This is a genomic window from Tateyamaria sp. ANG-S1 (genome assembly GCF_000814025.1).
GTDB lineage: Bacteria > Pseudomonadota > Alphaproteobacteria > Rhodobacterales > Rhodobacteraceae > Tateyamaria.
Map to the genome: position 1 here is coordinate 911379 of NZ_JWLL01000006.1, position 18802 is coordinate 930180.

21 protein-coding genes are annotated in these 18802 nt (G+C 59.9%); 6 read left to right on the forward strand and 15 right to left on the reverse strand.

The window, feature by feature from the left end; all coding sequences use genetic code 11:
- Nucleotides 1-19 precede the first annotated feature (19 nt).
- Nucleotides 20-580 carry a peptidylprolyl isomerase gene (locus RA29_RS15835; protein ID WP_039687493.1) on the reverse strand — a complete coding sequence of 187 codons (561 nt, stop codon included), beginning with the start codon at nucleotides 578-580 and terminating at the stop codon, nucleotides 20-22.
- Complete coding sequence (locus tag RA29_RS15840; protein WP_039687495.1) at nucleotides 570-1079, reverse strand: peptidylprolyl isomerase; 510 nt, start codon at nucleotides 1077-1079, stop codon at nucleotides 570-572. The genes RA29_RS15835 and RA29_RS15840 overlap by 11 nt, the downstream gene beginning before the upstream one ends.
- Before the next feature lie 129 nt (nucleotides 1080-1208).
- Between RA29_RS15840 and RA29_RS15845 the strand changes: the two genes are divergently transcribed.
- From RA29_RS15845 to RA29_RS15870, 6 genes are all read left to right on the forward strand, one after another.
- Nucleotides 1209-2396, forward strand: coding sequence for a phosphoglycerate kinase (locus tag RA29_RS15845; protein WP_039687919.1), 1188 nt, complete (start codon nucleotides 1209-1211; stop codon nucleotides 2394-2396).
- Between the two features lie 78 nt (nucleotides 2397-2474).
- Nucleotides 2475-3248: an SDR family oxidoreductase gene (locus tag RA29_RS15850; protein WP_039687497.1), complete on the forward strand. Its 774-nt coding sequence runs from the start codon at nucleotides 2475-2477 to the stop codon at nucleotides 3246-3248.
- A 154-nt stretch (nucleotides 3249-3402) separates the two neighbouring features.
- Nucleotides 3403-3702: a septum formation initiator family protein gene (locus RA29_RS15855; RefSeq protein ID WP_039687499.1), complete on the forward strand. Its 300-nt coding sequence runs from the start codon at nucleotides 3403-3405 to the stop codon at nucleotides 3700-3702.
- Nucleotides 3703-3828: 126 nt separating this feature from the next.
- Nucleotides 3829-4839 carry a pyruvate dehydrogenase (acetyl-transferring) E1 component subunit alpha gene (gene pdhA / locus RA29_RS15860; RefSeq protein ID WP_039687501.1) on the forward strand — a complete coding sequence of 337 codons (1011 nt, stop codon included), beginning with the start codon at nucleotides 3829-3831 and terminating at the stop codon, nucleotides 4837-4839.
- A 14-nt stretch (nucleotides 4840-4853) separates the two neighbouring features.
- Complete coding sequence (locus tag RA29_RS15865; RefSeq protein ID WP_039687502.1) at nucleotides 4854-6218, forward strand: pyruvate dehydrogenase complex E1 component subunit beta; 1365 nt, start codon at nucleotides 4854-4856, stop codon at nucleotides 6216-6218.
- 12 nt (nucleotides 6219-6230) lie between these two features.
- Nucleotides 6231-7520 carry a pyruvate dehydrogenase complex dihydrolipoamide acetyltransferase gene (locus RA29_RS15870; RefSeq protein ID WP_039687504.1) on the forward strand — a complete coding sequence of 430 codons (1290 nt, stop codon included), beginning with the start codon at nucleotides 6231-6233 and terminating at the stop codon, nucleotides 7518-7520.
- Between the two features lie 53 nt (nucleotides 7521-7573).
- Here the strand turns inward: RA29_RS15870 and cysE are convergent, their stop codons facing one another.
- From cysE to RA29_RS15935, 13 genes are all read right to left on the reverse strand, one after another.
- Entirely contained in the window at nucleotides 7574-8383 is an 810-nt protein-coding gene (cysE, locus tag RA29_RS15875; protein WP_039687921.1) for a serine O-acetyltransferase, read from the reverse strand.
- A 119-nt stretch (nucleotides 8384-8502) separates the two neighbouring features.
- Complete coding sequence (locus RA29_RS15880; protein WP_039687506.1) at nucleotides 8503-12459, reverse strand: glycoside hydrolase/phage tail family protein; 3957 nt, start codon at nucleotides 12457-12459, stop codon at nucleotides 8503-8505.
- On the reverse strand, nucleotides 12459-12908 hold the full coding sequence (locus RA29_RS15885; protein WP_039687508.1) for an NlpC/P60 family protein: 450 nt from the start codon (nucleotides 12906-12908) through the stop codon (nucleotides 12459-12461). Before RA29_RS15885 ends, RA29_RS15880 begins: the two co-directional genes overlap by 1 nt.
- Complete coding sequence (locus RA29_RS15890; protein ID WP_039687510.1) at nucleotides 12905-13792, reverse strand: DUF2163 domain-containing protein; 888 nt, start codon at nucleotides 13790-13792, stop codon at nucleotides 12905-12907. The genes RA29_RS15885 and RA29_RS15890 overlap by 4 nt, the downstream gene beginning before the upstream one ends.
- Complete coding sequence (locus RA29_RS15895) at nucleotides 13792-14424, reverse strand: DUF2460 domain-containing protein (protein WP_039687512.1); 633 nt, start codon at nucleotides 14422-14424, stop codon at nucleotides 13792-13794. The genes RA29_RS15890 and RA29_RS15895 overlap by 1 nt, the downstream gene beginning before the upstream one ends.
- Before the next feature lie 23 nt (nucleotides 14425-14447).
- Nucleotides 14448-15116 carry a phage tail tape measure protein gene (locus tag RA29_RS15900; protein ID WP_039687514.1) on the reverse strand — a complete coding sequence of 223 codons (669 nt, stop codon included), beginning with the start codon at nucleotides 15114-15116 and terminating at the stop codon, nucleotides 14448-14450.
- On the reverse strand, nucleotides 15113-15319 hold the full coding sequence (locus RA29_RS15905) for a rcc01693 family protein (RefSeq protein WP_039687516.1): 207 nt from the start codon (nucleotides 15317-15319) through the stop codon (nucleotides 15113-15115). Before RA29_RS15905 ends, RA29_RS15900 begins: the two co-directional genes overlap by 4 nt.
- The gene (locus tag RA29_RS15910) at nucleotides 15316-15633 is read right to left on the reverse strand and encodes a gene transfer agent family protein (RefSeq protein ID WP_039687518.1); all 318 of its coding nucleotides are present in this window, start codon (nucleotides 15631-15633) and stop codon (nucleotides 15316-15318) included. Before RA29_RS15910 ends, RA29_RS15905 begins: the two co-directional genes overlap by 4 nt.
- Nucleotides 15633-16052 (reverse strand): phage major tail protein, TP901-1 family, encoded by a 420-nt coding sequence (locus RA29_RS15915; protein WP_039687520.1) that lies wholly within the window; start codon nucleotides 16050-16052, stop codon nucleotides 15633-15635. The genes RA29_RS15910 and RA29_RS15915 overlap by 1 nt, the downstream gene beginning before the upstream one ends.
- A 27-nt stretch (nucleotides 16053-16079) precedes the next feature.
- Complete coding sequence (locus RA29_RS15920) at nucleotides 16080-16490, reverse strand: DUF3168 domain-containing protein (protein ID WP_039687522.1); 411 nt, start codon at nucleotides 16488-16490, stop codon at nucleotides 16080-16082.
- Complete coding sequence (locus RA29_RS15925; protein ID WP_039687524.1) at nucleotides 16487-16825, reverse strand: phage head closure protein; 339 nt, start codon at nucleotides 16823-16825, stop codon at nucleotides 16487-16489. The genes RA29_RS15920 and RA29_RS15925 overlap by 4 nt, the downstream gene beginning before the upstream one ends.
- A complete protein-coding gene (locus tag RA29_RS15930; RefSeq protein ID WP_039687526.1) occupies nucleotides 16822-17418 on the reverse strand; it encodes a head-tail connector protein in 597 nt (198 codons plus the stop codon). The genes RA29_RS15925 and RA29_RS15930 overlap by 4 nt, the downstream gene beginning before the upstream one ends.
- Before the next feature lie 165 nt (nucleotides 17419-17583).
- On the reverse strand, nucleotides 17584-18762 hold the full coding sequence (locus RA29_RS15935) for a phage major capsid protein (protein ID WP_039687923.1): 1179 nt from the start codon (nucleotides 18760-18762) through the stop codon (nucleotides 17584-17586).
- Nucleotides 18763-18802 lie beyond the last annotated feature (40 nt).

The following is an 18802-nucleotide window of genomic DNA, read 5'->3' on the forward strand; positions in this document are numbered from 1 at the left end:
TCCCCGCGGGGACAGATTTTCACTCGGTCACAGTGACCTTCGTCATGACATCCGGCCGCCCTTCAATGGCACCAGATCGCGGATGCCCGCGCTTGATCTGATCCAGCACCTCAAGCCCCGATGTCACACGGCCAACCACGGTATATTGCCCGTCCAGAAACGGCCCCGGCTGGAACATGATAAAGAACTGGCTGTTGGCACTGTTCGGGCTCTGCGACCGCGCCATGCCGACGACGCCACGATCAAAAGTGATGTCCGAGAACTCCGCCGGAAGATCAGGTTGATCCGAACCACCGGTCCCCGCACGACGCCCGTTGTAGTCGGCGGTTGTATCGCCAAACTGCACGTCGCCCGTCTGCGCCATGAACCCGTCGATCACGCGGTGAAAGGCAACGCCATCATACTCGCCACCCTCGGCCAGCGCCATGATGCGCGCGACGTGTTGCGGCGCCGTATCCTCGAGCAGATCAATGGCGATGGTTCCATTAGCCTCCCCCGCCACTTCGATCTCAAGTCCCGACGCCAGGGCTGTCCCCGCGGGGACAGCGAGGGCTGCGGCAGCGATCAGGTTACGCCACATCAGCGGCCACCTTCACGCTGATCATGCGGTCGGGCTCGGCTGGCGGCTCGCCGCGGGTGATGGCATCCACGTGCTCCATCCCTTCGATGACCTGGCCGTAGACGGTGTATTGCCCGTTCAGGAAATCATTGTCCTTGAAGTTGATGAAGAACTGCGAGTTTGCGCTGTTCGGGTTCGCAGACCGGGCGGCACCCAGCGAGCCGCGGGCGTGCGGGATCTTGGAGAACTCGGCAGGCAGATCGGGTTTGTCCGAGCCACCGGTGCCCGCCATGCGGATGTTGAACCCGTCTTCCATGTCGCCGTGCTGCACGTCGCCCGTCTGCGCCATGAAGCCGTCGATCACGCGGTGGAACGCGACGTTGTCGTACTCGCCAGCGCGCGCCAGTTCCTTCATCCGTTCCACGTGCTGCGGGGCCACGTCGGGCAGCAGCTGTATGGTGACGGTGCCGCCCTTCAGCTCCATCAGGATCGTGTTTTCAGGGTCTTTGATCTCGGCCATGTCTGCCTCTTTCCATTCAGGTTGGGCACCTACCTAAGCCTGTGGACGCCGAGGGACAAGTCACCCGGTTGACCCAAGGGACATTTGCCGCGATGGAAGGGGCGACCGCTGAATGAAGGAGTGCGCGAGATGGGCTGGAAATCGCTGGATGACATGGACCTCAAGTCCAAGCGCGTGCTGACCCGTGTGGACATCAACGTCCCCATGGAGAACGGCCGCGTCACAGACGCCACAAGGATCGAACGGATCGTGCCCACCATCACCGACATCCGCGCCAAGGGCGGCAGCCCGGTGCTGCTCGCCCACTTCGGACGGCCAAAAGGCCAGCCCAATCCGGAGATGTCCTTGCAGCCGTTGGTGCCTGCACTGGAAGAGGCGTTTGGCTGCCCTGTCACCTTTGTCGAACGTCCCAGTCGGGACTGGATTGATCAGCAGTCAAGCGACGCGGTGATCCTTGTGGAGAACACCCGCTTCTCGGCAATGGAAGAGGCCAACGATCCGCAGATGGCGCAGTTCCTCGCGACGCTGGGCGATGTCTTTTGCAACGACGCCTTCTCGGCCGCGCACCGAGCGCATGCCTCAACCACCGGGGTTGCACATCTGTTGCCCAATTGCGCAGGTCGGTTGATGCAGACCGAGCTGGAGGCGCTGGAGGCTGCGCTGTCCACGCCCAAGCGCCCAGTGGGTGCCGTGGTTGGCGGGGCCAAGGTGTCGACCAAGCTGGACCTGCTGCAGAACCTTGTGAAGAAGATCGACGTGCTGATCATTGGCGGCGGCATGGCGAACACCTTCATTGCTGCGCAGGGCGCGGACCTTGGCGCGTCTCTGCAAGAAGCCGATCTGCATGACACCGCGCGGGACATCATGGCGGCTGCGAAAGAGGCCGGGTGCAAGGTGATCCTGCCCAGCGACGGGCGCGTCGCGCGGGAGTTCAAGGCGGGTGCGGCGCATGAAGTGATTGCCCTTGGGCAAGACACGGCGCTCGCTGACGATCAGATGGTGCTGGATGCAGGCGATGCGGCGGCAGAGGCCATCGCGCGGTGTTTTGACGATTTGGAAACCTTGATCTGGAACGGGCCGCTGGGCGCCTTTGAAATTGCGCCCTTCGACACGGCCACCATGGCGGCGGCCAAAGCGGCGGCAGAGCTGACCAAAGCGGGCAAGCTCGTCACCGTCGCGGGCGGCGGTGACACGGTTGCGGCTCTGAATCAGGCGGGTGTGGCCGAGGACTTTACGTACATCTCAACCGCCGGCGGCGCGTTTCTGGAATGGATGGAGGGCAAGGAGTTGCCCGGCGTCGCGGCATTGATGCAATAAGCGCGCATGCCGCTTGGCGGCGTGACACCCCGGCCCCATATGACCCCGTATTGAGGCAGTAAATACGGGGATCATCACATGGCCTGGACACTTATCACCGGCGCATCCGAGGGCTTGGGCGTGGAATTTGCGCGCATCGCGGCCAAAGAACAGCGCAACCTGATCCTGACGGCGCGGTCCGAGGACAAGCTGAACGCCGTTGCGGACGAGGTGCGCGCGCGGGGTGTCGAGGTGGTGGTCATCCCTGCCGATCTGTCGGACATGGACGAGGTTGAGCGGCTGTGGGCTGAGGCCACGGACGGGCGCGAGATTGACGTGCTCGTGAACAATGCGGGGCTTGGCTATAACGGGCCCTTTGACGAGGGTCAGGGATGGGCCCGCGAGTTGAACTCGATCAACGTGAACATGCTGGCGCTGACGCGGCTGATGAAGCTGGCGATCCCGCATATGAATGGGCTGCCCAAGGGGCGTATCCTGAACGTCGCGTCCGTGGCGAGCTTTACCCCCGGTCCGAACATGGCGGTGTATCATGCCACAAAGGCTTACGTCCTGTCGCTGTCCGAGGCGGTGGCCGAGGAATTGCGCGGCTCCAAGGTGACCGTCACAGCCCTTTGCCCCGGTGCGACCGCCACAAATTTCTTTGACGACGCGGATATGGACGGCGTGCGCCTGTTGAAGGTGACGAAGCCCATGAAAGCCAAGGATGTGGCCGAGCAAGGTTGGCTTCAGGCGCGGATTGGAAAGCGGATCGTGGTGCCGGGGGTGATGAACAAGGTCATGGCCTTTCTACCGCGTCTGAGCCCGCGCGGGATCAGCACCCGGATTGCGGCACAGGTGATGGGCAAACACTGACGGCCGGGGCGCATCAGGATGCGCCTTACGATAGTAAGGCGGACGTGTCGTCCGCCGATGACAGCCAATTGAAATAAAGGGGATTCACAGCGCGAATCACCTGTGTCATAGTGGTCAAAACCGCCCCGCAGAGGCGGATCAGAGGCAGAACAGTATGACCCGCACCGCACGTCCCGCTTTGGGCACATTTGTCTTTTTCTCGATCGCGTTTGCGCTTGGGACCTATTTTACCTTTGCCGCCGTGCAGGGTGATTTCGGTGTGTTCCGCCGGGCCGAGATCGAGGCCGAGGCGCGTGATCTGTCCCGCCAACTGGCCGAGGTGCAGGCGCAGGTGGCACAGATGGAAAACCTGACCAAGCGGCTGTCGGACGACTTTCTGGACCTGGATCTGCTGGATGAACAGGCGCGCAGCATCTTGGGAATGTTGCGCAGCGACGAGATCGTGATCCGCTGATCCCCCCGCAAAACATGGCTGTTATGCATCAGGTTGCCGTTGCGGCAAATTGACGGTCGCGCTTTGGAACCGAATCCTGTAGGGGATAGTTTAACGCTAAACTATTCTTTTCAGGGAGGTCGCCACATGGCTGCGCGCAAAGCCCAGACGAAACCGAATGTGTCCGCGGAGGAGCTCAAGGGCTATTACCGCGACATGCTGTTGATCCGCCGATTTGAGGAAAAGGCCGGTCAGCTGTATGGCATGGGTCTGATCGGCGGGTTCTGTCACCTGTATATCGGTCAGGAAGCGGTCGTTGTCGGGCTGGAGGCCGCCGCCGAGGACGGCGACAAGCGCATCACATCCTACCGCGATCACGGTCACATGCTGGCCTGTGGCATGGACCCCAACGGCGTGATGGCCGAGCTGACGGGCCGCGAGGGTGGCTATTCCAAGGGCAAGGGCGGCTCCATGCACATGTTCTCGAAAGAGAAGCATTTTTATGGCGGTCACGGGATTGTCGCGGCGCAGGTGCCGCTGGGTGCGGGCCTCGCTTTTGCCGACAAGTACAAGGACAACGGGCGCGTCACCTTTACCTATTTTGGCGATGGTGCTGCGAACCAGGGCCAGGTCTATGAGGCCTACAACATGGCCGAGCTGTGGGACCTGCCCGTCATTTTTGTCATTGAGAACAATCAGTACGCCATGGGCACATCGACCAAGCGGTCCACCAAGTCGCCCAGCTATTGGGAGCGTGGGGCCGCCTATGGCATTCCCGGTGAGGAAGTGGACGGCATGGATGTGCTGGCCGTGAAGGCCGCAGGCGAGAAGGCTGTCGCCCACTGCCGCTCGGGCAAGGGCCCGTATATCCTGGAGATCAAGACGTATCGCTATCGCGGCCACTCGATGTCCGACCCGGCCAAGTACCGGACCCGCGAGGAAGTGCAGAAGATGCGCGATGAGCGCGATCCAATTGAGGCCGTGCGCTCTATGCTGCTGACCGGCAAGCACGCCAGCGAAGATGACCTGAAGGCCATCGACAAAGAGATCAAGGAGATCGTGAACGCCTCTGCCGAGTTCGCGAAAGAAAGCCCCGAGCCTGCGCTCGAAGAGCTTTGGACTGACATCTACGCCGACGCGGCGCCGCAGAACGCCTGAAGGGAGACACTGACATGGCAACCGAAATTCTGATGCCCGCCCTGTCCCCCACGATGGAGGAAGGCACGCTGGCGAAGTGGCTGGTCAAGGAGGGGGATACCGTTTCCTCCGGCGACATCATGGCCGAGATTGAGACTGACAAGGCGACAATGGAGTTCGAGGCCGTCGATGAAGGCATCGTAGGCAAGATCCTGATCGCGGAAGGCACCGAAGGGGTGAAGGTGAACACCCCCATCGCTGTTCTCGTGGAAGAAGGCGAAGAGGTGGGTGACATGTCCACGGCCCCTGCCCCAGCAGCCGAAGCCCCCGCTGCAGAAGCCCCTGCGCCGACCGCTGCCGCCGCAGCGCCTGCCGCACCACAGGTTGAGCTGACGCCTGACTGGCCTGAAGGCGCGGCCATGAAGGAACAGACCGTCCGCGAGGCATTGCGCGACGCCATGGCCGAAGAGATGCGCGCCGACGACACCGTGTTCCTGATGGGTGAGGAAGTCGCCGAATACCAGGGCGCTTACAAAGTGTCCCAAGGTCTGCTGGACGAGTTCGGCGCCAAGCGCGTCATCGACACTCCGATCACCGAGCATGGCTTTGCCGGGATCGGTGTAGGTGCGGCGTTCGGCGGCCTGCGTCCCATCGTCGAGTTCATGACCTTCAACTTCGCCATGCAAGCGATCGACCAGATCATCAACTCTGCCGCCAAGACGCTGTATATGTCCGGCGGTCAGATGGGTGCGCCCATGGTCTTCCGCGGCCCCAATGGTGCAGCTGCCCGCGTGGGCGCCCAGCACTCGCAGGATTACGCGGCATGGTACATGCAGGTCCCGGGCCTCAAGGTGGTCATGCCATACTCGGCCTCCGACGCAAAAGGTCTGATGAAGACCGCCATACGCGACCCCAACCCGGTGATCTTCCTGGAAAACGAAATCCTCTATGGCCGCACCTTCGACGTGCCGGACATGGATGATTTCACCGTGCCCTTTGGAAAGGCCCGCGTTTGGCGCGAAGGCGAGGACGTCACGATTGTCTCTTTCGGCATCGGGATGCAATACGCGCTCGAAGCGGCAGACAAGCTGGCCGAAGACGGCATCAGCGCCGAGGTCATCGACCTGCGCACGCTGCGCCCGATGGACACTGGCACGATCCTCAACTCGGTCATGAAGACCAACCGCTGCGTGACCGTGGAAGAAGGCTGGCCCCAAGGGTCCGTCGGCAACTACATCAGTTCGGTCATCATGCAGCAGGCATTCGATTATCTGGATGCGCCAGTGATCAACTGCACAGGCAAGGATGTTCCGATGCCCTACGCCGCGAACCTCGAAAAGCACGCGCTCATCACCACGGCCGAGGTGATCGAAGCCGTTAAGCAAGTCACCTACCGTTAAGGAGCCGCAGACATGCCGACAGAAATTCTCATGCCCGCGCTGTCTCCGACGATGGAGGAAGGCACGCTTGCGAAGTGGCTTGTGAAAGAGGGAGATACGGTGTCGTCCGGCGATCTTCTGGCCGAAATCGAAACGGATAAGGCGACGATGGAGTTCGAAGCCGTCGATGAAGGCACCGTGGGCAAGATCCTGGTGCCCGAGGGGTCTGAAGGCGTCAAAGTAAACACGCCGATCGCCATGTTGCTGGAAGACGGTGAAAGCGCGGATGACATCGGCAGCGCACCAGCCGCGGCACCCGAACCCGAGGCGAAAGCCGACAGCGCACCTCCGCCATCCACCGAAACCACAGCACCGGCCCCAGCCGCCTCGTCCAAAGACGGCACCCGCATCTTCGCCTCTCCCCTGGCCCGCCGCATCGCCGCGCAAAAGGGTCTGGACCTGAGCGCGATCAAAGGCTCTGGCCCCCATGGTCGGATCGTCAAGGCAGATGTGGAAAAGGCCAAAGCAGCGCCTGCGAAAGCCGCAGAAGCAGCGGCGGCGTCCGCGCCGACACCCGCCGCCGCTCCGGCAGGTCCATCAGGCGACGCGATTGCCAAAATGTACGAAAGACGGGACTACGAAGAGATCAAGCTCGACGGAATGCGCAAGACCATTGCAGCGCGCCTGACAGAAGCCAAGCAAACCATTCCGCATTTCTACCTGCGTCGCGATATCAGGTTGGATGCCCTGCTTGAGTTCCGTGGGACCCTGAATGGTCAATTGGCGGAACGTGGCGTGAAACTTTCGGTGAACGACTTTATCATCAAAGCCTGTGCACTCGCTTTGCAACAAATTCCAGACGCAAACGCGGTCTGGGCGGGGGACAAAATCCTCAAACTGACCCCGTCGGATGTTGCCGTCGCCGTTGCGATCGAAGGAGGCCTGTTCACACCTGTCCTCCAGGACGCCCATCAGAAATCACTCTCTGCCCTGTCAGCCGAGATGAAGGATCTGGCGAGCCGTGCACGTGACCGGAAACTGGCGCCACACGAATATCAAGGCGGCAGTTTTGCGATTTCAAACCTTGGAATGTTCGGCATCGACAATTTCGACGCTGTCATCAACCCACCTCATGGCGCCATTCTTGCCGTTGGCGCTGGGGTGAAGAAACCAGTTGTTGGCAAAGATGGTGAACTTGAAGTTGCGACAGTGATGTCTGTCACTCTGTCTGTCGATCACCGCGTCATCGACGGCGCGCTCGGCGCTCAGCTACTGCAATCTATAGTGGAAAATCTGGAAAACCCGTTGGCCATGCTGGCCTAAAGCGGCATAAAAAGGCCGGAGCGACGCTCCGGCCTTTTTCTTACAGGTTTGATTTATTGATCTTTGCCCAACATGTGGTTCATTGAGACCGACGGTTGATCGCACCCTGCCTCACCCACAATACGGGCCGGAATACCAGCAACGGTTTTGCAGGGCGGTACCTCCTCCAGAACGACCGACCCCGCGGCAATTCTGCTGCAGTTGCCAACCTTGATGTTGCCAAGAACCTTTGCTCCCGCGCCGATCAGAACACCGTCGCCGATCTTGGGATGCCGATCTTCTTCCTCTTTACCGGTCCCGCCCAATGTCACCGAATGCAACATCGAAACATTGTCACCAACAACTGCCGTCTCGCCAATCACGATGGAGTGGGCATGGTCAATCATAATGCCTTTACCGATACGGGCGGCCGGGTGAATGTCGACACCAAAGATCTCCGAAACCCGCATCTGGAAGAAATAGGCAAGATCACGATGCCCTTCACTCCATAGGAAGTGACCAACACGATAGGCTTGCATCGCTTGATAGCCTTTGAAGTACAGGATCGGCTGCAGCAAACGGTGGCATGCAGGATCACGCTCGTAAACGGCCACAAGGTCTGCGCGGGCCGCCGCGACAAGGGCAGGCGATGTCTGATACGCTTCTTCGACGATCTCGCGGACGACCACCATCGACATCTCGTTTGATGCAAGTTTTGCGGCGATCCGGTACGACAGAGCCTTCTCTACCGACTTGTGATGCAAGATGCAGGCGTGCACAAAGCCGCCGATGAGAGGCTCATCAGAAACGGCCTGCCGCGCTTCTTCGGTGATCTGATCCCAAACGGGATCAATGGAAGAGACATTTGTTCGTAGGTCAGCCATGATGCGTCCTTTCATGCTCTCCCTAACCTACATAAGGGCAGTTCTCCAAACGCAAACCCGTGATGAGCGTCATTCCGGAATACGATTGATTGTGTATCCAGGACAACTTGGGCGACATGTCAGACGGTCGGCACCTCCCAGACAGCTGTTTTGAATGGCCCAGGCCCGAAGCGGGCTGAGTTTTGTGCGACCGCAATCGCAAATGAGCCGGACATACCATCCGCCTGTTGCATGGCCGTCGAATAGTACCAGTTCGGCGAGGGAACCACGGTTTCACGGACAACGGATTCCGCTTGGATTACCCGTACCGTGTAACTTTCCGTTTCCTCCGAAAGCGGCACATCAAACAGTTCCCAATCGTCGCCGTCAAGTCGCGTACGTCTGATCCACCTCGCATTCACACCGCCGGCATCATGCGACAATTTCAAGTGAACGGGCGAATAGGGGCGTAAGCCATTGCCGCTAAACGCATGCACCGTTTCGGTGTAAGACGGATCATCATAGCTGCGCCTCGACGGTCCGATACGGAATGTCTGCGATATGCGCCGCAGCACCCTCTGCAGTGTGATCTGCGACGGAACACCGTTCATCAAAACGAACCAAGAGCCGGTCGGCCACTCTTCGGGCATCAACGCATCGGTGCCAGCTTGCCCGCGTAACCTGTGTGACAACAGGTATTGGTTCGCGGCAATCAACTGAGCATCTCTAAACTGTATTAGCTCCCAATTATCTGGCGATCCATCTCCTATGGCTGCAAGGTTGCGACCGCTCAAGAATGCGGTGTCCGGAATGGACTGCAACGTACCGTGGATCATCTTCACCTCCAACGGCTCGCCATTGTCGATAAGGCCAGACCGTGCTCTCAGCAGCGGACTGTTGAGAAAACCGACACTTGCACGCGCGGCAATGATAGAATTCAGCTCAAAATCAGAGCCGTAGGATGATTGGTAGACTGCAACGCTGCCGGGCCACGGTGATCCGGTGACGGCAACATGCGGCGCATGTTCAACTTCATGACCGGTCAATAGCGGCAAGTCCATGAACACCGATGTAAGAGGCACGGGTGGAACGAATTCACGAACGCCCGCAAGCTCGTCAGAAAGCTCGGAAGGCGTGTAATTCTCAGGTTCGATGCGCACAGCTTCCAGCAACTGCATTTCGCTCTGTTCGACGCGGTCAACGCGGTAAAGCCCTGCACCTTCGGACTGGTCCGGAGCGACCTTGATCACATCTCCAGCACCGATCCCGATCAATGACGGTGGAAGTGCAAGCCTAACGCTCTCCCGCGCAATCCGCGCCTCTGTCAGCCAACGCTCTGCGACCTGCCGTCCCTCAGAGCGGGTAAGCGCCATCGGGATTTCACTCGTAGAAACCGCATGCGTCGCCTCGTCCGCAAGCACGGCTTCCTCGGAAAGCACGTGAAAGTCTCCGTCCGTTTGCACAAACCTCAACCTGACGCGCCCCGCCAAATCGGCTTCGGACTCGCGCGACTGTTCCAGACTTCCGTTCAGATCAGAGTTCAGAGCCAGCAAATCAGGCTCTAGAGCGATGGCATTCCGGCCAGTCCGTGTGATGAACTTTAAAATACCATCCCGCTCAACCGCATCGAATGCAAAGCGCAGCATCAAAGGCTGCAATGCACCACGCGCATCTGTGACGTCGCTGACAATGTAGCCGCGCACCAACCCATGTAACTCCGACGTGTCATAATGGGTTAGCCCGGATCTTTCGCAAATCTCGCTGACAACCGACGCAAGAGTGCGTCCAGAGGTGCGACCGTTGATCCAATGCCCGCGCGGATAGTTTTCACCATCGGACCATATCCGCAGTGAATTGGGAAAAAATGGATATGGACGTGCGTCCCACGCCCAGACAAAGGCACGTGACATATCAACCATTGGTCCGAAATACTCTTCCGACACAGGATTGTTTGCCGGCGCACGCCAGTGCGAATGCATCGCTCTCAGGTACTGTTTCTGGATAAGATCATCCCGCGCACCGTTCGAGTATTTCGGAAAACTGCTCTCGGACGATTTCTGGTCAAGGAACTTGTTTGGCTGGTTCGTCCCCTTGTCTATCGCGGCACAGCCAAGCTCTGTAAACCAGATCGGCTTTGATTGCGGCACCCAATCAGTCGAAGCTTCCGACCTTATCCCATTGACACGTTCATGGTGCTCATTGCTCCACCAGTTGCGCAAATCCTTGAACCGATAAACCCAAGGTTCATCATGTGCGCCATCCGTGATTGGAGTGCGGATCTGTGCAGCAGCGGCTGCGTCCGAGGCGTAGTACCAATCATATCCTTCACCGCCCTCGATATTGGCCCGCAAATAGTCGAGGTCGTATATGCTGCGCCACGCGGCATCCGCATGCTCGTCGCCATCACGCCAGTCAGAAATCGGCATGTAGTTGTCGATGCCAATGAAATCGATATTGTCATCAGCCCACAATGGATCAAGGTGGAAGTAACGGTCTCCGCTCCCATCCTGAGGCTGGTAGCCGAAGTATTCAGACCAGTCAGCAGCGTAACTGATCTTGATGCCAGGCCCAAGCAGCAACCGCACTTGCGCGGCAAGCGCTCTAAGCTTTTCAACAGCGTAAAACCGGTTCCCAGCCCCCCTTATCTGGGTGAGACCTCGCATCTCGGAGCTGATGCAAAATGCTTCGATGCCACCGGCGGCACGACATAGCGCTGCGTAATGCAGGATGAAACGTGACAGGGACCATTCCGCAGGGCCGGTATAGTGTATCTCGTTGTCGATGTAGAAATCACTGGCTTGAACGGTGCCAAAAAACGCATCAACTTCCGCCTCTGCACCCACGGTTCCGTCGGGCGAGCCGTCAACTCCGGGCGCGCGCGAAAGTGTTATCCGCCCACGCCACGGCAAATGCGGCTGATTTTCTTCTGGGTTGTACGGGTTCGGGAGCGGATTATCCTCGCGCTGATCCATCAAGATAAAGGGATAGAACATCACCTTCTTGCCAGCCGCGACGAGCGCATGAATGGCCTCGATCACAGATCTGTCCGATGGTGTACCACCATAAATCGGACGGCCATCGACTTGTGTGATCACATTGGCGGCGGTGCGCGGTACACCACTCACGGACCATGGCATGTTTTCGCCGTCAGCGCCCCAACTTTCAACCTTTGGCTGAATTTGGCATTGACCGCAGCGCAAGTCATTTCCGAACCACGACACAATCAGCGAAGCCGCTTCACAATTGGGCAGTTCATTTTGCAGCGCATCCATGGAAATGCGAAAATCTGTCAACCCCATCGGCGTGTTGATGTTTGCGCTCCACCGCCCGTTATTGGCATCCACATAGTTAACCGGGGTTGTCGCGAGTGCGTACTCACCTGTTCCAGGCATAAGCGCCACTGCCTCAATCGCGCGCGTCATTTCCTCGTCAGCGCCGTCCTGGTCGGCGGGCTCTGGTCGCACAACTTCAAAGGAAAACTGTGGAACACGATTTCCGAAGCGGCCCAGCTCAAGGCGTTCAATGACGACGTAGGCGGTGCCTCGGTACGCTGGAACCATACCTTGACCTTCGATCGCCTCGATCAACGGATCCGGTAGCTGATCAGCCGAGCCAGTGTAGAAACGCATGTTGAGGTCGTTCAGCGCGATCTCCTCACCATCTGCCCAAACACGTCCAATCCTGGTGATTTCGCCCTCACATAAAGCTATGGCCAAACTGATCGAGTATGAGTACTCGCGCCTTTCCGGCTCAGGCGGTGGTGCAGAAGGCGACCCTTTGCCGCCTCCCCCTCCACCACCACCAGTCACCGTGACCGTTTCCAGAAAATCCGAACTCCAGATAATCTGGCCACCCATCCGCATACGGCCATAGAGCTGAGACACCGGCATACCTTCGCCTGAGCCAGACAAGCGAAAACGGTCAACCTTGCCATGCTCAACAACTTCGGACCCCTGCCCCATAACCCTTTGGTCAATGATGCGCCCGAGGGTTGCGCCGACGGCACGTCCAATAGCTACCGAAGATAGGCCAAGAAAGGACCCGCCAATTGAGCCACCTATCGCCGCTCCAGCAGCAGAAAGTACAACGGTTGCCATCAGCCGGCCTCCACATCAGGAAATTGAAAGCGGGCCACGACCCGGCGCGCCCACGGGGCGCTCAGCGCGCTCTCGACGACGCCATGTCCGCTGTACGCATGGACAAAGCGGGGCGCGTCCCCCGCCTGCGACTGAATGCCAAGATGCTTCGCAACAGATCCATCTCTCATCCGAAACAGGATGACATCGCCCAAAGCCATATGGCCGACGTCTTTCGGCACCAAATGACGAAGTGCAGCATCCCAAAGCAGTTCCTGCCCTTGAGGTTCAGCCCAGTCCATGCTGTACGCAGGCGGCGCTTCAGGTTCCCGCCCGATCACCGAACGCCAAACACCTCGCACCAGCCCGAGACAATCCGTACCCGCACCACGCGCAGCCATCTGATGAATGTACGGCGTCCCAATCCAGCTGCGCGCTTCCTCAACGATCCGAAAGGCATCTACTCTCATCTCAAGCTCCCCCCGCCATTCACCCCACCAGAGGTCGGATAGGCCAGCATCCAGTCATCACTGGGAAGATCCGGGAAGCCTTGGAAGTTGATCAGATTGTTGAACTGCAGGCGACAGGTATCGAACCTCTTGTCACATCCCACAGTCAGGCGAACCTGATCCTCAGGCCCGATATCCGCGCGTATGGCTTCCCAAAGCTCAATCCGACGCACGCCACTTTCGAACACGTCACGCTTGATCATGCCCCACAAACCGGCTGCCGCGCCCGACAAGACGTCAAGGCGCCCGCGCATGAACCACTGCGGCTCAAAACCGGCTAGATCATCCCACTCAAACACCCTACCATTTATGACCCGATCCGCAGGGCCCTCGTGCCTGTACCCTGGCAAATCCAGGTTAAAGCGGCATGCACGGTCACCCAGCACAGCTGTACAGGGTTTTTGGTAAATACGACCCAAGGGCCGGTTGAGTGCTTCAGTCAGCCCCCGCAATTCGGCGTGAAAAGCGCCACCCGAGCGGCGAAGTTCACCGATGGTGCCGCGAAACTGCAACCAGCGCACATCAGGATCTGACCAGTTTACCAACCACGCCCGCACCTCGGCGTTGTCAAAGCGCCCGGCCTCAATTTCGTCCTCACGAACCGACGCATCCGTCAGCACGCCCAGCGCTTCCGTGTTGTCAACGCTCAGGCCCGTACTTTGCGCAAGTGCGGCCGCAGACAAGCCCGTGTCAGCCCGAAAAGTGACACCGTCAAAGGTCAATTCTGTATCGTGATCGGTGAAACCAAAGGTCTTGCCGTCCTTGCGCGAAATCGCCCAAGCACGGCACAGCGTTGTCACGCCCGTTGCCGCGTGCGCCAGAAATTCGTCGCTTTGCCCGCTCATCAGATACGCACCTCGATTATGGGAACATTGGGCACGGTACCGGCCTGGAAGCTGGCGACCGATGTCTGGATTTGGTCCGTGTCAAACCGCACCGGCACGTCAAACTCAAAACCCGCCGTGATCTCTTCATTCTCTTCGGGAGGGTGTTGGAAAGTGATCAGACCCGTGGTCAGATCAACCTCGTAGTCGACACCTTCCTGCATCTCATCACGCCCCAAACCGACGCGGACAGAACCAGCAACAGGTTTGGCAATGGGTCTTTCATAGGAAAATGACCCCGAGCGATATGTCTTGACCAACGGATAAACAGCGCGCACGCCATCTCCCGTTGCAATTGTCTGGTCCAGAAAATCTGGATCCGAGCTGGCGGCGCCCGACTTGAAGTCGGCCCAATCTTTCCAGCGGAACCCGTACATCTGCCCCATGCGCGCTTCAAAGAACGCAATCAGGGTTTCAACGTCATCCAGGGACCGCATACCAAGTCCGGCGTCATAGCGGCGCCGCGAATGGGCCCAGGGTGTGTTGCGCTCCTCATACCCGTTGGCAAGCGTTACAACCTCGGTCCGGCGTTCCGGCCCGCCGACGGACCCAAAGCTCAGAGAGGCGGGAAATCGTACCTCGTGGAAATTCATGGTGGTGGCTCCCCTTCAGTCTCTTAACGGTTGCGGTGCGCACGGCTGAGCGCGCGGTTCATCTGGGCGGCGATCTGGTTCTGCGATCGGGCAAAGCCCTGTACGTCGGGGGTGTTGATATTCATCACGACAGTTGGCCCGCCTTGCGCGGCACCTGCACCGCGCACACCAAGCTTGCCATCCGGCCCTCGAGCCAACGGCATGATGGCTTCCGGTCCCGCCTCTCCCATCACACCCATCCCGCCCCGCATTCCGAACGGGGTCGTGGAACTGACGACACCGCCAGATGCGAACGGCATCACCCGGCCCTGACTGAAGGGGGCACCATCCGCAAAGGGCAGAATGCTTCCGAAAACACTCTCGGCCCCGCGCGCAAGCAGTCCACCCACATGATCGGTGACCGGCTTCATCGCGGCATTGTACGTGGCGTTGATCATGGAGTTGGCCAAACCGTCCAACGCATCCGACAGGCTCATGCCGTCAAAGACCAACCCGTCAAACGCCTTTCGCAGCCCCCGCGACAAACCCTTTTCAAGCGTTGCCACATCCCTGTTGGTCGCGGCCAAACTCTCCCGCATCCGGCGCAACTCGCCGTCAAATCCGGTCACCATGTCCGCGGTGGCGCTCAGCGTGAATCGCAGGCTTTCGCTGCTTTCCTCAAGGTTCTCGATCTCGTCGTTGTACTCACTCATTCGGGATCCCCTTCCGACCTTTCATCCGGCCAGGCCGCCATCAACGCATCCAGGCCCTCGCTCAACAGCGGCGCGGCCTGGGCAGGTGTGCCCAGCATTATCTGCAATTCGGCAGGGGTCAGCGCCCAGAACGCCTCAGGCGTCAGGCGCAACCCCTGCATCCCGGCCCGCATCAAGGCGGGCCAGTCCAGGCTTCGGCTCATGCCTCCGGCACCACAAAGGCGCGGGCGATCAACTCAGCCGCAGCGCGTGCAGCACCCATCGGCCCTCCGGCAATCTCGGCATGATCCAGAGCATCCTCATCAAAGTCAGAGCCGCCACCCGTCAGACCAGCCTTGAGAACAGCAAGGACGTCGACACTGGAAAACCGGCCCTGTTCGAACCGCTCAACCAAAGCCACCAACGACGGCTCCGCTAGGGCAGCCTCAAGCCCTGCCAGCGCTCCAAGGGTCAGCCGCATGGTCTGCGGCTCGCCGTCAATGACCAGGGTGACCTCTCCCCTCCACGGATTGGTCATCAGGCCACAAGCGCCGTAAAGGCCAGCGCCCCGGCAGACGCCAGCGACACCTCGTAGGTGGCCTCGCCATTGTGGCTGCCGGAGTACTCCAGCGACGTCACCTGAAACGGCCCCTCGACGATGCCAAAGTCCGGAATGATCACTTGAAAATTCGGCGTCTCCCCGTCAAAGAAGATCTGGCGCGCACGTTCATCCGTGCCCTCGTCTTTGAACACCCCGGCACCGCTGATGCTGGCGGACCTTACCCCTGCACCGGCCAGCAACTCACGCCATCCACCCTGGCTCTCCAGGCTGGTGACATCCACCGTCTCGGCGTTGAAGCTGACGCGCGTGGCTCGCAGGCCCGCAATGGTTTCGAACTGCCCGTCCGAGGTCATGTCGACCTTCAGAAGCAGGTCCTTTCCGTTCTGAGCACCCATGGGTTTTCTCCGTTTGAATTGAACTGATTAGTTATCTTCGGTCCGCGCGCGGAACGTCAGGTCGATGCGGCGGCCGGTGCCCTTGTCGATCTTCACCGCACGGGCACGATCAAAGCGCAAGAACACTAGACGGCCGCGCGTCAGCGGCAGATCAGCATCATGCAGCACGTCACAGACAGCGCCCGCGACCTCCTTGGCTTTGAAGAACCCGGGCACCTCGGTCACCACCGACACGTCAAAACGGTGCTCGGCACCACTGCCGGTCTTGTCGTCTGCGGCCCGCACGGTCTCGGGACCGATGCTGACATAGATGCTGGGCAATGCCCCGCTGGGCAGCGCGTCATAAACGGCATCCCCCACCGCATCACTTACGGCAACATCGGCGGCGACTGCAGAAAACACCGCGCTCTGCAGCGCTGCGGAAACGGCATAGCTCATATCGCAATCTCCTCATCGGCCATGCAGATCAGATACCGGCCCTCCGGGTCGCGTTCCGCTACGCTGCGGATGTGAAACAGGCGATTGCCATCACGAAACCGCTGCTTCGCCATTGGCCGCTCCGGATGGCCTACGGGCGCACCGCGCACGACAATCGCGTAGGGCACGGCAGAGACTGCAGCACCAGTGGCAACGGTCTCGCGCCCCGTCCGCGCGGTCAGCTCCGCCCACAACACGCCAAGGGGCGACCAGCTTTCGGCAAAACCGCCCGCGCCGTCAGACACACGCGCCGGGCTCTCAAGGGTCAGGCGCCGGTTCAGGCGCGGCGTCTTCACCGGACACCCCCGCCCAAGCGGATGGGCCTATAACGCTCAATCAGGCTGGTCACGCCAAAGGGCATGCAGCCTTCGCTCAAGCTCGTCTCGTTCCGGAACTCATAGTAATGCGCGGCCAACAACATGACGGCCTGCGCCAGATCAGCGGGCACCTCGGACCAGACGGCCCCATAGCCTGCGGTGAAGGACACGCTCAACGCACCGGCTGCCGGAATGGTGGGCAAAGCTGCCCCCACAGATCGCAAGCTCGGACGATGCGCATCCCGTTCCAGCCATTGGGCATCGCCAGACACCGATGTCTCCACACCTGCCCGATCCACCAGCGCGACCGCGTTGACCGCAACAACCGGGGCCACGGGCAACGCCACCGCATCCGGCGCACTCAGGGACGTCACTGACAAAACAAAGTCACGGGCGATCAGCACCTTGCCCGTCCGCGCCTCGATCGCGGTCACAGCAGCCCGCAAAAAGCTGATCAGCACCGCGTCCTGCACGCTGTCATTGCCAAAGCCGCTGCCCAGACGCAGATGCGCCTTGAATTCTTCGACCGGCAGCGCGCCATCGGGCACCGTGGTCACCTCGTTCAACATCATGGAACATCTCCAGGAAAATTCTGCCCCTCGGCTCCAAAAGGTCCGGGCGCGCGCCAGTCCGCGTTGCTCGGACGGAGGGGAGCAGCTAGACAACACGGCGCACTTGATCAGCGCGCACCCGGGAACCGGGGGCAGTCATCCACCCCCGGCCATCCGCACCTGCCCTTAGGCGGTTGCGAATTTCAGCAGTTTGATCGCGGCAAAGTCGCTCACGTCACCACCCACGCGCTTGGTGGCATAGAACAGGACGTGGGGTTTGGCGCTGAAGGGATCACGCAGCACACGCAGGTCGGGGCGCTCGGCCACAGTGTAGCCTGCGTTGAAGTCACCAAACGCAATCGCATCGGCACCCGTACCCGCATCAGGCATGTCTTCGGCGATCAGAACCGGATAGCCCATCAGCGTCGCAGGCTGACCAGCGGCCAGACCGTCCGACCAAAGGAAGCGGCCATCATTGTCCTTCAGCTTGCGCACAAAGCCAGCGGTCTTCGAATTCATGACAAATGTCGCATTGGCACGGTACTCGGCACCCAGCGCATAGACGACATCAATGATCGCCTCGGCAGTCACGTCACCATCCACACCCGTGGGCACATAGCCAAGGTTGCCCCAGGCCCAAACATCATTGTCGACGGTCGTGTGGGTCAGGAACCCCTTGGGCTTGTCGTTGCCGTCACCATTGACGAATGCCGCCGCTTCGGCGCGAGCAAACTTGTCGGCGATACGACCGGCCAGCCAACCTTCGATGTCGAACGCGCTGTCATCCAGCAGACGCTGCGATGCTTTCGGCAGGGCCGACAGCTCGTGAAGCGAGATGGTGATACGGTCGATGGACGGTGTGTCGGTCTCGGCTTGCGTGCCGGTCTCGGTTGCCCAACCTGCGCCCACATCGGTGTGGTCCACGAGGACATCATAGGATGTCGCCTCGACATTCACCACGGACGCAATCGAACGGATTGAGGCAGTCGCGTTCAAAACCGATTTCACCGACTCCGATGTCGCCGGATCAACCAGGTACCCGCCGTCCGAGTTCACCGCCGTGGACAGCGATTTGCCCTCGAGCTCCAGGCCACGCAGGCCATCATCTTCGCCCGAACGCAGATAGGCGTTGAACGCCTTCTGATGGGGGGCATCCGTCTCAACCGCACCAGCCAGAGGGGTGCGTGCAGCCGTCATGTTTTTCCGATCCAGCATGGTTAGTCGCTCTTCCGTTTGTTGAAGTTTGGTTTGAATGTCGGCCTTGAAGCCTTTCAGTTCATTGACGAAACCACTCATGGCCTCGGCAACGTCCTGGACCGGGGACAAACCTTCCCCGGCCCGAGCCTTGATCTCGGTCTTGCTCATCAGCATGTCCTTGATGGTTGGTTGTGAAACGGCCCGGCGC

Coding starts and splice junctions, on each gene's coding strand:
- RA29_RS15835 (WP_039687493.1), bottom strand. CDS start 580: ATGTGGCGTAACCTGATCGCTGCCGCAGCCCTCGCTGTCCCCGCGGGG.
- RA29_RS15840 (WP_039687495.1), bottom strand. CDS start 1,079: ATGGCCGAGATCAAAGACCCTGAAAACACGATCCTGATGGAGCTGAAG.
- RA29_RS15845 (WP_039687919.1), top strand. CDS start 1,209: ATGGGCTGGAAATCGCTGGATGACATGGACCTCAAGTCCAAGCGCGTG.
- RA29_RS15850 (WP_039687497.1), top strand. CDS start 2,475: ATGGCCTGGACACTTATCACCGGCGCATCCGAGGGCTTGGGCGTGGAA.
- RA29_RS15855 (WP_039687499.1), top strand. CDS start 3,403: ATGACCCGCACCGCACGTCCCGCTTTGGGCACATTTGTCTTTTTCTCG.
- pdhA (WP_039687501.1), top strand. CDS start 3,829: ATGGCTGCGCGCAAAGCCCAGACGAAACCGAATGTGTCCGCGGAGGAG.
- RA29_RS15865 (WP_039687502.1), top strand. CDS start 4,854: ATGGCAACCGAAATTCTGATGCCCGCCCTGTCCCCCACGATGGAGGAA.
- RA29_RS15870 (WP_039687504.1), top strand. CDS start 6,231: ATGCCGACAGAAATTCTCATGCCCGCGCTGTCTCCGACGATGGAGGAA.
- cysE (WP_039687921.1), bottom strand. CDS start 8,383: ATGGCTGACCTACGAACAAATGTCTCTTCCATTGATCCCGTTTGGGAT.
- RA29_RS15880 (WP_039687506.1), bottom strand. CDS start 12,459: ATGGCAACCGTTGTACTTTCTGCTGCTGGAGCGGCGATAGGTGGCTCA.
- RA29_RS15885 (WP_039687508.1), bottom strand. CDS start 12,908: ATGAGAGTAGATGCCTTTCGGATCGTTGAGGAAGCGCGCAGCTGGATT.
- RA29_RS15890 (WP_039687510.1), bottom strand. CDS start 13,792: ATGAGCGGGCAAAGCGACGAATTTCTGGCGCACGCGGCAACGGGCGTG.
- RA29_RS15895 (WP_039687512.1), bottom strand. CDS start 14,424: ATGAATTTCCACGAGGTACGATTTCCCGCCTCTCTGAGCTTTGGGTCC.
- RA29_RS15900 (WP_039687514.1), bottom strand. CDS start 15,116: ATGAGTGAGTACAACGACGAGATCGAGAACCTTGAGGAAAGCAGCGAA.
- RA29_RS15905 (WP_039687516.1), bottom strand. CDS start 15,319: ATGAGCCGAAGCCTGGACTGGCCCGCCTTGATGCGGGCCGGGATGCAG.
- RA29_RS15910 (WP_039687518.1), bottom strand. CDS start 15,633: ATGACCAATCCGTGGAGGGGAGAGGTCACCCTGGTCATTGACGGCGAG.
- RA29_RS15915 (WP_039687520.1), bottom strand. CDS start 16,052: ATGGGTGCTCAGAACGGAAAGGACCTGCTTCTGAAGGTCGACATGACC.
- RA29_RS15920 (WP_039687522.1), bottom strand. CDS start 16,490: ATGAGCTATGCCGTTTCCGCAGCGCTGCAGAGCGCGGTGTTTTCTGCA.
- RA29_RS15930 (WP_039687526.1), bottom strand. CDS start 17,418: ATGATGTTGAACGAGGTGACCACGGTGCCCGATGGCGCGCTGCCGGTC.
- RA29_RS15935 (WP_039687923.1), bottom strand. CDS start 18,762: ATGAGCAAGACCGAGATCAAGGCTCGGGCCGGGGAAGGTTTGTCCCCG.